Source organism: Nocardia sp. NBC_01730 (assembly GCF_035920445.1).
Lineage (GTDB): Bacteria > Actinomycetota > Actinomycetes > Mycobacteriales > Mycobacteriaceae > Nocardia.
In genome coordinates this window covers 2844938-2856736 of record NZ_CP109162.1, presented here as the reverse complement: position 1 = coordinate 2856736, position 11799 = coordinate 2844938, and the positions used below count along the sequence as shown (strand labels likewise).

Annotated in this window: 12 protein-coding genes; 4 read left to right on the top strand and 8 right to left on the bottom strand. The window is 67.2% G+C overall.

Annotation, left to right across the window (positions count from 1 at the left end):
- Nucleotides 1–26: 26 nt before the first annotated feature.
- Nucleotides 27–662: a TetR/AcrR family transcriptional regulator gene (locus tag OHB12_RS11050; RefSeq protein ID WP_327118677.1), complete on the top strand. Its 636-nt coding sequence runs from the start codon at nt 27–29 to the stop codon at nt 660–662.
- A 55-nt stretch (nt 663–717) separates the two neighbouring features.
- Here the strand turns inward: OHB12_RS11050 and OHB12_RS11045 are convergent, their stop codons facing one another.
- The gene (locus OHB12_RS11045) at nt 718–1683 is read right to left on the bottom strand and encodes a quinone oxidoreductase family protein (protein ID WP_327118676.1); all 966 of its coding nucleotides are present in this window, start codon (nt 1681–1683) and stop codon (nt 718–720) included.
- A gap of 62 nt (nt 1684–1745) precedes the next feature.
- Here OHB12_RS11045 and OHB12_RS11040 point away from each other — a divergent pair, with 62 nt between their 5' ends.
- The 3 genes from OHB12_RS11040 (at nt 1746) to OHB12_RS11030 (ending at nt 5078) form a co-directional block, all read left to right on the top strand.
- A complete protein-coding gene (locus OHB12_RS11040; RefSeq protein WP_327118675.1) occupies nt 1746–2096 on the top strand; it encodes a hypothetical protein in 351 nt (116 codons plus the stop codon).
- Between the two features lie 3 nt (nt 2097–2099).
- Entirely contained in the window at nt 2100–2900 is an 801-nt protein-coding gene (locus tag OHB12_RS11035; RefSeq protein WP_327118674.1) for a transporter substrate-binding domain-containing protein, read from the top strand.
- Between the two features lie 498 nt (nt 2901–3398).
- A complete protein-coding gene (locus OHB12_RS11030) occupies nt 3399–5078 on the top strand; it encodes a purine-cytosine permease family protein (RefSeq protein ID WP_327118673.1) in 1680 nt (559 codons plus the stop codon).
- Nucleotides 5079–5128: 50 nt separating this feature from the next.
- On the opposite strand, the gene OHB12_RS11025 is transcribed toward OHB12_RS11030, so the two are convergent.
- The 7 genes from OHB12_RS11025 to OHB12_RS10995 form a co-directional block, all read right to left on the bottom strand.
- A complete protein-coding gene (locus OHB12_RS11025; protein ID WP_327118672.1) occupies nt 5129–6166 on the bottom strand; it encodes a cupin domain-containing protein in 1038 nt (345 codons plus the stop codon).
- Nucleotides 6167–6704: 538 nt separating this feature from the next.
- A complete protein-coding gene (locus tag OHB12_RS11020; protein ID WP_327118671.1) occupies nt 6705–6944 on the bottom strand; it encodes a phage holin family protein in 240 nt (79 codons plus the stop codon).
- Between the two features lie 24 nt (nt 6945–6968).
- Nucleotides 6969–7853 (bottom strand): universal stress protein, encoded by an 885-nt coding sequence (locus OHB12_RS11015; RefSeq protein ID WP_327118670.1) that lies wholly within the window; start codon nt 7851–7853, stop codon nt 6969–6971.
- Nucleotides 7854–7965: 112 nt separating this feature from the next.
- Nucleotides 7966–8949 carry a prolyl aminopeptidase gene (gene pip, locus OHB12_RS11010; protein ID WP_327118669.1) on the bottom strand — a complete coding sequence of 328 codons (984 nt, stop codon included), beginning with the start codon at nt 8947–8949 and terminating at the stop codon, nt 7966–7968.
- Between the two features lie 28 nt (nt 8950–8977).
- Nucleotides 8978–9952: a COX15/CtaA family protein gene (locus OHB12_RS11005; RefSeq protein WP_327118667.1), complete on the bottom strand. Its 975-nt coding sequence runs from the start codon at nt 9950–9952 to the stop codon at nt 8978–8980.
- Nucleotides 9953–10020: 68 nt separating this feature from the next.
- A complete protein-coding gene (locus OHB12_RS11000) occupies nt 10021–10812 on the bottom strand; it encodes an ABC transporter permease (RefSeq protein ID WP_327118665.1) in 792 nt (263 codons plus the stop codon).
- The gene (locus tag OHB12_RS10995; RefSeq protein ID WP_327118663.1) at nt 10809–11732 is read right to left on the bottom strand and encodes an ABC transporter ATP-binding protein; all 924 of its coding nucleotides are present in this window, start codon (nt 11730–11732) and stop codon (nt 10809–10811) included. The genes OHB12_RS11000 and OHB12_RS10995 overlap by 4 nt, the downstream gene beginning before the upstream one ends.
- Nucleotides 11733–11799: the final 67 nt, after the last annotated feature.

Genomic DNA, 11799 nt, shown 5'->3' with positions numbered 1-11799 from the left:
CAGTGAATGAGTTTTCAGTATGAGAGTTGGTACGTTTCCGTGTCAAGGAGGTGGTGCGGGTGTCCCTGAGCCGCAAGGAGAAGTCGGCCGAGACCGAGCAGGCGCTGAAGGCCGCCGCGCTGCGGCTGTTCGCCGAGCGCGGCTATCTGAACACCAAGATCACCGACATCACGACGACCGCGGGCCGGGCGGCGGGGTCGTTCTACAACCACTTCGCCAGCAAGGAAGAACTGCTTCAAGCGCTACTGAGCGACCTGGCCGCGGTGGGTGACGAGCGCGCGGAGAAGCCCGACCACAACCCGGACTTCAGCGACCCGGAGGCGGTGCGCTACCACGTCGCCGGGTATTGGGGCTTCGCGCGGGAACATGCGGCGGTGCTGCGCGCGGTGAATCAGGCGGCCTTGGTCAACGACGACTTCGCCCGCATGGTCGCACGGTTCGGCAGTCAGCAGCGCACGGACATCATCGACCACGTGGCAGGCTTCGCTGCCGAAGGATTACGGCTGCCGAGCACGCCCGACGCCAGTCTGGCGATGATGTTCCTGCTCACCCAGAGCCTGCTGGTCGCGGTCGAGGACGGCACCGTCGACCTGACCGACGAACAGGCGGTGAACGGCCTGACTCGCTTCGTCTACCGCGGACTCACCGGGCGAGATTACTGATCGGCGGTGGGCAATCAGCGACTTGCCCACCGCCGCAATGCTTTCCGACCGCGGCTCAAGGGAGCAGAACGATGGAACCCGTGGTCTTGCGGCCCTCCAGGTCGCGATGGGCCCGCTCGGCGTCGGCGAGTGGGTAGGTGGCGCCGATTCGGATGTTCAGCGAGCCGTCGGCGATGGCGCCGAGTACATCGCCCGCGCGCCAGGTCAATTCGGCGCGGTCGCGGATGTAGTGCGCGAGGGTCGGGCGAGTGACGAACAGCGAACCGGCCGGGCCGAGTCGTTGCAAGTCGAATGGCGGCACGGGGCCGCTCGCGGCGCCGAACAGGGCGAGCGTGCCGCGGACGCGCAGCGAGGCCAGGCTCGACTCGAAGGTTGCCGCACCGACGCCGTCGTATACCGCGGCCACGCCGACGCCGTCGGTGAGCTTGCGTACCTGGTCGGCGAGATCGTCGCCGTAGCGCAGCACCTCGGCGGCGCCCGCCGTGCGGGAGAGGGTCTCTTTGTCGTCGGAGGACACCGTCGTGATCACCCGGATGCCGCGTGCCGTGGCCAGCTGGGTCAGGATCAGCCCGACACCGCCCGCGCCGGCATGCACCAGAACGGTTTCCCCTGGCTCCGGCTGGTAGATCGACTCGAGCAGGTAGTGCGCTGTCATGCCCTGCAGCAGCGCCGAGGCGGCAACCGGAGCCTCGACTCCGTCCGGCACCGCGATGGCGACGGCGGCGTTCACCGCCACCTTCTGCGCGTAGCTGCCCGGCGCGGCCGCCCACGCGACCCGGTCGCCGACCGCGAACTCGGACACGTTCGCGCCGATCCCGGTGACGACGCCGGTGCCCTCGGCGCCCGGGATGTACGGGACGTCCTGCGGGTAGCGTCCGGTGCGGAGGTAGGTGTCGATGAAATTGACGCCGATCGCCTGCGTGTCGACCAGCAGCTGGTCCGGCGCGATGCGTGGATCGGGGACGTCCACGTACTTCAGGACCTCGGGACCACCGTGTTCGGAAACCTGAATGGCGTGCATGAGTTTTAGTTGTACACCCGAACGGCTGGACTGCTTTCTACCGGTCGGTAAACTCCGTTGCCATGAGTACTCGAGCCGCCACGGCCCCAGCGAAGATGTCGGGTGCCCTCGTGGAGTCCGTCAAGGGATTCGTTGCCGATCACGGCGGTTCCGCCACGGCCGTGCTCCAGCCCCTCGGGCGCATCGGCGTCCGCGTCACCCTGGTAGGTGCCGACGGCGTTCTCGGTGACCGGGTCGTCGCCGACCTGGACACCGCCAAGGAGCTTGTCGGCTTCGTCGACGGCCTGACCGAATCCGACGAATGGGATCGCGAGCTCACTTCGGTCGTCACCCCGCGTCGAGGCCACTGGGCCGAGATGGCGGGCTGGGTCGCCCGACAGACCCGTTTCCCCAAGGCTCGCAACGAGGACTGAGCGGTGCACAATCGAGTTATGCGGCTGTCCGGCCGGATCGGCGCAGTGTTGGTAGCCGGCTGGGCAGCCCTTGTCGCCTCGGTGATTCCGGCGGCCGCGCAGGAGCTGTCGAATGCCTTGCGCGCCTGCACGCCCGGGGACTATCCGCCATATTCCGTCGGTGACGGTCCGGATGGTTACCGTGGCGTCGACGTCGATCTCGCGGAGGAATTCGCGGCCGTGCTCGGCCGCCCGATCGAGTTCGTGCCGGTGACGTGGGCGACGCTGAAAACGGATTTCGCCGAGCTCCACTGCGATGTCGCGGTCGGCGGCATCTCCGATCAGCCGTCCCGTCGCGAATTCGCCGACTTCTCGATCACCTACGGCACCGACGGCAAGACGCCGATCACGCGCCGTTCGAGCGGCACCGACTACTCGACGATCGAGCAGATCAACCGTCCCGGTGTCCGAGTGATCGCGAATCGCGGTGGCACGAACGAGGAATTCGCGCGCAAGAACTTCCCGGACGCGCAGCTCGCCCTGTGGCCCGACAACCTGACGATCTTCGGCGAGATCGAGCAGGGCCGTGCCGACGTGTTCGTTACCGACTCGGTCGAGGGCCGCTACCGCGTGCGTCAGCACCCGGACCTGCAAGTGCTGCACCCGGAGGCGCCGTTCGACTCGTTCGGCAAGGTGCTCTTGGTCCGCAAGAACGACCCGCTCTTGGCCGCCGCGCTCAATGCCTGGTTGGCGACACAACTCGCGACCGGCTCGCTTGACCGGCTATTCGACGAGTGGATCGGGCCGAACGCCTCCGCCGGCTGAGGGATCCGCCGCCGCGGGTCGGAGACTTCAGAGCCGTCACGTTTCGCTGTTGCAACCAACACGCCGAATCCGAGCTGGGTAAGGCTGGGATGTCGCGGTCGGCGACGGGTCGATCCCGAACAGTGGCCTCTGGCGCGGCGGAAGTGGAGGAAGGCATCTCGCGCGAAGCGATCCGGAGTATGCCTGCCGCTGGCGCGCTGGCGAGGACGACGCCGGCGGCCAGGGTGCGGGCGTGATGGTAGCTGTGGCGAAGTGCCTCAGCTCCATGCGCACCGATGCTGTCTGGCGTATCGCAACGAGGTCACCGGCAAAATCCCAGCATCGGACGCCTCGGAGGCGAACAGAAGGGCGGGGTGCGGCTGTCTGGCTGAAGGGGCTTGCGTAAATCGCCCGAGATCTTACACTCAATTAGTGTGCCGTCATTCAGCGGCACAATGAGCAAGTGTACGTACTTGCGGCGGTTGGTTCGGACAGCCCGCTCCCGTCGAACGGATTCATATGGCAGCGAAACCATCGGACTGGTCATTCGAGCGCAAAGGCACCGAGTGGGTCACCGACGAGGAACGCAGGGAAAAGCCGCGTGCTCTGTTCTGGCCATGGGCTGCCACGAGCTGCAACGTGATCCTGGTGTCGTTCGGTCCGTATGTGACTGCGCTCGGCCTCGACTGGCACCTTGCGGCGCTGGCCGCGGCAGTGGGCGCGGTCTTTTCCTTCGGCCTGCTCGGCCTGGTGTCGCTGGCCGGGCAGCAGGGCGGAGCGGTGACGATGGTGGCAGGCCGCGCGGCATTCGGGTTCCACGGCAACAAGATCCCGACCTTGCTCAGCTACCTTGCGTTGGTGGGTTGGGAGACGTTCTCGGCGGTCTTGGCGGCCCTCGCGGCGCGCACCGTGGCGCATCGCCTCGATCCGGACATGGATACCGATCCGGTCATGGTCGTCACTCTGGTCATGGTCATCCTGGTGACCACGGTGGTCGGAATCTACGGCTGCCACGTGATCTTGCGGATCCAGAAGTGGTTTGCCCTCATATTCGCCGGGCTGTCGGTCGGCTACTTCGTGCTGACGCTACCCAACATCTCCTTTGCGGTACATGGCCAGGCGAGCGTGGGTGCGTTCGCAGGCGGTGTCATGCTGGTCGCCAATGCGCTCGGCCTGAGCTGGATCAATTGCGCGGCCGACTACACCCGATACCTTCCTCGTGAGTCCAGTAAACGCGCACTGGTCGGCTGGACCACGCTTGGCGGTACCGCACCTGCCATCGTTCTGATGGGGTTCGGGACGTTGTTGGCCGCAGGGAACCCGGACGTCGCGGAGCAGGCCGCGACCGATCCGGTGAGTGCCCTGTCGGCCCACTTGCCCACCTGGTTCCTGGTGCCGTATCTGGCCCTGGCGTTGGTGGGGTTCGTGTCCGGTTCCATTATCGGTCTGTACTCCTCAGGGCTCGCACTGCAAACGTTGGGCGTCCGGATCCCTCGGCATTTCACCGTGTTGGTCGATGCGGTTCTGATCGCCGCCGCGGGCGGGTATGTGGCCTTCGCCGCGCCGGGCTTCTTTGCGCCATTTCAGGCGTTCCTCACCACGACCGGGGTGGTGATGGCCGCCTGGACGGGCGTGTACGTCGTCGACATATGGCAACGCCGTCGTCTGGGGTACGACCGGGTGGCTCTCTACAGCCTGGTCGGCGGCTATGGCCGGGTGAACATCGCCGGGGTCGGCTGCCTGATCGTTGCGACGATTGTCGGCCTCGGCCTGGTCACCTCCCCCGATTCGCATATCGGCCCGCTACTGGGCTACCTGTTCACGCCGGCGGCCCGCGCGGGAAGCCTGGGCAGCAGCAACCTCGGTGTGTTCGTCGCCCTCGTCCTCGCGACCGTGGGGTACGCGGCATTTCACCGGGTGCGCCCGCTCTCGCCGACCCCGAACGCGCCCGAGCAGCCGAAGATCGTGCGACGGAGCAGGTCCGAGTCACAGCCTCATCAGCTCCGGCCAGGTGACCGAGTAGGCGCGGATGGGGTCGGTGTGCTTCCGGATGGTCACGCCCTGGCTGTTGTCGGCCAGGCCGAGGCGGGTATCGACCTTGCTGATCGGCTGAACGATAGCGAACGCCGAGCGCAGCACCAGCTCGTCGCCGTTGACATGGGGGATGGTGGTGGCGGAGTGGATGATATGCCGAAATAGCCGAACCCGGGCTCGGGCCGACGCCAACCCGCCGCGCCCGATCGCTTCGACTACGGGGCGAGTGGATTATTTCGGGTGACGATCAGGGGGTCGGTGGGGGTGAAGGGGAGATCAGGGAGTTCGTCGAGGGTGATGCCGAATGTCGCGGCGAGGACTTTGCGGGAGTAGGCGCTCATCGAGGCGCGGTAGCCGATGTCGGCGGGTGTCGGTTGGTCGAAAAATATCAACAGGTGAATTCGGGGTGAGTCGACGACCTCGATGTGGTGGGGGTAGGCGCGGGGGATGAAGTACACCTCCCCTTCCTGCACGGTGTAGGTGTCCAACGTCCCGTCCGGATCCATGATCGTCATACGCGCGGAACCTTGGTGGACGTAGCCCATTTCGGCGGTGATGGGATGCCAATGTGGTTCGCGCATGCCGTCTTCCCGGACTCGCAGCGAGTACATCGAGATGTCGTGCAGTGCCGGCCAGAACTGTTCGCGGGCGGTGCGCGCGGAGCCGACCGGCGAGTCCACCGTCGTCGGCATCGCTTCGAGGGCGAAGTGGTGTGGGTCGCCGAAATGGGCGGCAGACGGGATGTCGGGATCGCCGTCGCGTTGCGCGATGAGCCTGGCGGTGGTGCTGCGCCGGATCTTGGTGAAGTCCGCGGCAGACAGGTCGTAGGTATTGCCGAGCACGGAGTCGGTCATCGCACCGAGGGCAGCGCTGAATCCGAAGTCCTCGGGTCGTTCATGGCGGAACGCCAGGATGAATTCCGCGTCGGTGTCGCCGATGTTCTCGACGTGGTGCAGGGCGCCGGAATCGATGTGGAACATTTCCCCGGCGCTCACCAGGAACGAGGCGAAGTTACTGCCGTTGTCCAGTACCGATACCAACGCTTGCCCGGCGGTGCAGTAGGTGAGTTCGGTGGCATTGGCGTGCCAGTGCGGTTCGCGAATCGCGCCGGGCGCCAGCGTGAGTCGTTTGATCGAGAGCCCACTGAGGATCGGAAAACTGTCGGCGGTGAGTCTGGTCAGCGAACCGAGTTCGCTGCGGTAGACCTCTTCGCCCTTCAGCAGCGACGCGACATGGATCGACGGATTGCACACGGTCCCTCCTTGCTCGCGGGTTCGAGATCGTTCTGGTTCGATTCTGCGCGCCCGGGCTCCCCAGTAGAGCGTGTTGGCGCCATCAGTGCGCCGGGACCACGAACCGTTGCGCTTGTCGGGCAGCGCTGACCGTTCGTGAAATCTGCGAGATAGCCTTGTCGACGTGCACGCCGGAGCCGATTCGATGGCAGCTCCGAGTTCGTGACCTAGTGTGATATCGAGCGAGTCGGTCCGTCGCACGAAGTCTTCAGCGCCTCGATTGCGAGAGGCAAGGTCCTGTTCCGGGTGGTATAGGAGAGCAGTAGCGACGTCCAGCCTGGCCGATGAGCAACCGGCACCGAATCCGTTCGGCTACCTGCTCCGCCACGCGACGACCGTATACAGAGGGTCTACACGATGTACGTTCGGATTTCGCGGTCTGCACGATCGTGGCCGCGCAATCAGTCCAGGAGCGGGGCGCCGATTACCACGCGGTCACCGGACTGCCCGGGCTGCCGAACGAGTGCTTGTTCCGCGAACCGTGCGGGAGCGCGCGAGATCAGGCTTCGTCCGAGCGATTCCGCAGCTGGTCGATCGCCCAGTACATCAGCCCGCCGGCCCCGATGAGGTAGAGGACACTCGCAACGACCACCATGATGCCGTAATCCGATGCCCAGTGGGGGATTTCGACCACCGCGGCCAGCGCGGTGACCACCATCATCACGCCGAGGACCAGCGCGACCGGTGCGAGTAGCGCGAGGTCCGGGTCGCGCTGTCCGGGGTGTAGATTTTGGCTCATAACAATGGCCTCCAGTTGGGAGTTCTACTGTTCGCGGCAGATGACCATGGGTCGCGGCGAGTGGTGCAGCAGGTTCTGACTGGTCGAGCCGACCAGTAGCCCGGTGAGACGGTTGTGCCCGCGGCTGCCGGTCAGCACCAATTGCGCGTTCTCGGCGTGCTCGAGCAGTGCCTGCGCGGGCAAGCTCTTCTGGACCACCTTGGTGACCGCGACGTCCGGATACTTCTCGCTCCATCCGGCCATGCGCTCGGACAGCAGTTCCTTCTCCCGCTGGGCGAGGGTGGTCGTGGCGTCGGGTACCGGAGTCCACTGCAGCAGGTCCGGGTCGTTCCAGGCGTGCAACGCGATCACCCCGACGTCGAGCGCCGAGGCCAACTCGAATGCCTCGCCGATCGCGGCGGAGCTGCCCGGGCTGCCGTCCACGCCGACCAGCACAGGCCGCCGATCCGGCAGCGGATTGTTGGTCTTTCCGCGCCATATGGCCACGGGGCAGGTCGCCTTGTTCGCGACCATGAGCGCGGTGGACCCGAGGAGGAGCGTGCTGAACCGGTCGCTGACGTTCGCGGCCAGCACGACCATGCTTGCGGCCGCGCTGCGTTCGATCAGTTTGCGTGCGGGAATGCCGGCTTCGACGATCTGCTGAATCTCCACCCGCGGTTGATCGCCGCGTACGGCCGCGAATGCCTCTTCGACCTTGCGCTGCGCCGCGGCGCGTAGTTCGGGAAGCAGATCGGTCTCCGCCAACGCCGCCGCGGTCACCGGATGGTCGAGCGCGGGAGCGACCCCGAGCAGCACCAGCGGGACACGCTGACGGGCCGCGAGGTCGCCTGCCCAGCGTGCTGCAGCCAGTGCCGTGGCGGTGCCGTCGACTCCGACGACGATCGACCGGTGGTCGGCTGGCGTGCTCATCTGTTCTCCGGTTGATCGTTTCGACTGGGTGCCCTTTCACACTGGCAGCCGGAAACTGCGGACAACGGGGTCGCCGGACACCGATGCCAAGTACTTAAGTCACAATTCGGACTTATCTCGCAAACCGGGCGATGGCTCGCAGGACGGCGGTGCGCATGGCCGGGCTGCCGGTATGTCCGGAATTCTCGATGACCTGGAGCTCCGCGTCGGGCCACGCCTCGGCGAGCTGCCAGGCGGTGTACAGCGGGCCGCTCAGGTCGAGTCTGCCGTGGATCAAGACGCCGGGGATTCCCGCCAGCCGATGTGCCTCGCGCAGCAGTTGCCCGTCCTCGAGCCAGGCGGCGTTGGCGAAGTAATGCGTGCAGATCCGCACGAAGGCCAGCTGCGCCGCGTCCGGTTTGGCGCTGTATTGTCCTGGGCTGCCGAGGTTTTCGTGCGCGATCACGGCGTCCTCCCAGGCGCACCACCGCCGCGCCGCCAAATCGCGTGTCGCAGGGTCGGGGCTTTCGAGCAGACGACGATAGGCTTCGACGAGATCGCCGCCGCGGTCGGTGACGGGCACGCCGTCGCGGAAGGTCTCCCACTCCTCGGGCAGCAGCCGCGCGACCCCGCGATAGAGCCAGTCGATCTCTGCGGGTCTGGTCATCGTGACGCCGACTAGCACGATCCCGCTGACCCGCTCCGGGTGACGCTCGGCGTAGGCGAGGATCAGCGTGGAGCCCCAGGAGCCGCCATAGAGCAGCCATCGGTCGATCCCGAGGTGCTCGCGCAGCCGTTCCATGTCGGTGATCAGATGGTCGGTGGTGTTGTCCGCCATGTCGACCGCTGGGTCGGAGGCATGCGGCAGGCTTTCCCCGCAGCCGCGCTGGTCGAACAAGACGATCCGGTAGATGTCCGGGTCGAACGACTTGCGTGCGCCGCGCCGTCCCCCGCCGCCGGGACCGCCGTGCACGACCAGCGCCGGTCTGCCGGTCGGGTTGCCGCTTGTCTCCCAGTAGATCCGGTGGCCTTCACCGACGACGAGCAGTCCGTGGTCGTAGGGCTCGATGTCGGGAAATGGCTCGGGGGCTTCGGTTTTCGGCTCAGGCGTCGGCACGTACGACCACGGTACCCGCGGCGGGCGGTCAGGCCGCCTGTGTCGCAGTATTCGGTACCGGCGCTCCGACCCGTTCCCTGGTGCGCAGCGAGGCCCACAGTGCGGCGGTCGCGGCGGTGCAGGCCGCAGCTCCGCCGACGTGCACGACGACCAAGGCCGCGGGAACGTCGGTGAAGTACTGCACCACGCCGACCAGCGCCTGCGACCAGACCAGCGCGAGCAGCGCGAACAGGCGGGTGCGTACCGCGGGCGTGATGCCGACCGCGAACAGGCCGAATGCCAGGCCGACCAGCAGCGCGAGATACCCGACCAGCAACTGCGAGTGCAGGTGCACCAGCGTGACGATCTCGATCTGCAGACGCTCGACGGGACGCTCGATGCTCTTGTCGCCCGCGTGCGGCCCCGCCGCGGTCACCATGGTGCCCGCGATGAGCACGGCGCTCAGCGCGACACCGCTGAGCCCGGTGAGCCAGCGCAGCGGCGCGGGCGCCCGTACGGTGTCGATGCCGTCGTCGGGTTCGCCGATCTTCGCGTACAACACCACCGCGAGCCACACCATCACCATGGACGCGAGCAGGTGCATCGAGACCGTCCACCACAGCAGGCCCGTGCGCACCGTGATGCCGCCGATGATCGCCTGCACGACCGTGCCGCCGGGCATCAGCCACGCGTATACGAGCACTTCGCGGCGGCGGCGCGCACGGGTCACCGCGAGCACCACCAGCGCGGCGCACAGCGTGACGGCGAAAGTGAGCAGCCGGTTGGAGAACTCGACGGCCTGGTGGACGGCCGAAACCTCCGAGACCGCGACCGGGGTGAAACTGCCCGGGAAGCACTGCGGCCAAGTCGGGCAGCCGAGGCCGGACGCGGTGACCCGGACGACGGCGCCGGTGACCGAGATACCTGCCTGGGAGAGGATGACCGCGACCGCGGTCAGGCGCTGCACCCGCAGCGAGGGCAGCGGCAGCTTGTCGACGAGTCGAAGAAACGCGCGATACAGCACGTCGAGAATGGTAGCCGGGGCCGATCGGGTGCCGGCATCCGGTCTACTACATTCCGTCGTTGGATGAGTCAGTGGAAGCGGAACAGCCGGGTCGCGAGGACGCCGGACGCGCCGCCCCAGACCGCGAGCACAGCCAGCCCGAACCAGTCGACGCTGCTGCGCATCGAATCCTCCAGGGTGACCGCCAGCGCGCCCGAGGGGATCAGCCGGGCCAGCACGTTCACCGCGGTCGGCAGGTCGTCGGAGGCGAACACGATGCTGGCGATGCCGAGCATGACGAACCAGAGGATGTTCGCCAGCGCGAGCACGACCTCCGCCTTGAGGGTGCCGCCGAGTAGCAGCCCCATCGCCGCGAAGGTGGCGGTGCCGAGCGCGATCACACCGGCGCCGAGCAGCAGGCCAACCGGCTCGGGACGCCAGCCGAGCGCGAAGCCGATCACGCCGAGCAGAATCGCCTGCAATACGACGACGATGAGCACCGCCGCGCTCTTGCCCGCGATGACCCCCCAACGCGGCAGCGCTGTCGCGCCGAGCCGTTTGAGCGCGCCGTAGCGCCGGTCGAAGCCGACCGCGATGGCCTGGCCGGTGAACGCGGTCGACATGACGGCAACCATCATCACCGCGGGCACGATCTTGTCCACCCGATCCGTGCCGAGATCGCCGAACGGCAGCAGGCTCAGGCCGACCAGCAGGGTGATCGGAATGAACATGGTGAGCAGCAGCTGTTCTCCGTTGCGCAGCAACAGGACCAGCTCCAGCCGGGTCTGCGCGATCATCATCGCGGCGCGCGAGCTCGGGCGCGGGGCGGGCGTGAAGGTGCCCGGCGCGAAGCGGTTGGCGGTCAGGTCGTGCTGGCTCATCCGCGCAGGTCCCGTCCGGTCAGTTCCAGGAAGACGTCTTCGAGGCGGCGCTGATCGATCCGGATGTCGGTGGCCAGAACGTTCATCCGCGCGCACCATGCGGTAACTGTCGCGAGCACCTGCGGGTTGATCTCGCCCTCCACCAGATACGTGCCGGGCGCGGTCTCCCTGGGCGCGAATCCTTCGGGTAGAGCCGTTGTCAATAGTTCGAGGTTCAGTTTCGGCGGAGCGCAGAATCGCAGCTGTCCGGCCGCACCGTGCGCGGTGACCTCGGCGGGGGTGCCGGAGGCGACGATGCGGCCGTGATCGATGATCACCAGCTGGTCGGCGAGCTGCTCGGCCTCGTCCATCATGTGCGTGGTGAGCACGACGGTCACCCCATCCCTGCGCAGGGCATCGATCAGCTCCCAGACCATCAGCCGGGCCTGTGCGTCCAGGCCCGCGGTGGGTTCGTCCAGAAACACGATCTCCGGCTTGCCCACCAGCGCGCAGGCCAGCGCGAGCCGCTGCTGCTGGCCGCCGGACAGGCGACGGTAGGGCGTGCGGCGGTTGTCCTGCAGCCCGAGCGTGCGCAGCAGCCACTCCGGATCGAGCGGATCGGCGGAGTACGCGGCGACCAGGTCGAGCATCTCGCCCGCCCGCGCACCCGGGTACGCGCCGCCGCCCTGCAGCATCACGCCGATGTGAGGGCGAAGCCGCTCGGAATCAGCGACCGGGTCCATGCCGAGCACGCGCACAGAACCAGCGTCCGGCGAGGCGAATCCCTCGCACATCTCCACCGTGGTGGTCTTGCCCGCGCCGTTCGGACCGAGCAGTGCGAGCACCTGCGCCCGTTCAACCGCGAAGGAGAGGCTGTCCACCGCCGTGGTCTCGCCGTAACGCTTGACGACGCCATCGACGCAAACGGCGGGTTCGGTCACGACTCCGCCTCGCTGGGGCTCGGCTGCGTCGCGCCCGTTGGTGCTGTGCTTATGGCTCCCTCGCTGC

Excerpts from the sequence above, each read along its gene's own strand:
- OHB12_RS11045 (WP_327118676.1), bottom strand. The coding sequence starts at position 1,683 with ATGCACGCCATTCAGGTTTCCGAACACGGTGGTCCCGAGGTCCTGAAG.
- OHB12_RS11040 (WP_327118675.1), top strand. The coding sequence starts at position 1,746 with ATGAGTACTCGAGCCGCCACGGCCCCAGCGAAGATGTCGGGTGCCCTC.
- OHB12_RS11020 (WP_327118671.1), bottom strand. The coding sequence starts at position 6,944 with ATGAGCCAAAATCTACACCCCGGACAGCGCGACCCGGACCTCGCGCTA.
- OHB12_RS11030 (WP_327118673.1), top strand. The coding sequence starts at position 3,399 with ATGGCAGCGAAACCATCGGACTGGTCATTCGAGCGCAAAGGCACCGAG.
- OHB12_RS11015 (WP_327118670.1), bottom strand. The coding sequence starts at position 7,853 with ATGAGCACGCCAGCCGACCACCGGTCGATCGTCGTCGGAGTCGACGGC.
- OHB12_RS11000 (WP_327118665.1), bottom strand. The coding sequence starts at position 10,812 with ATGAGCCAGCACGACCTGACCGCCAACCGCTTCGCGCCGGGCACCTTC.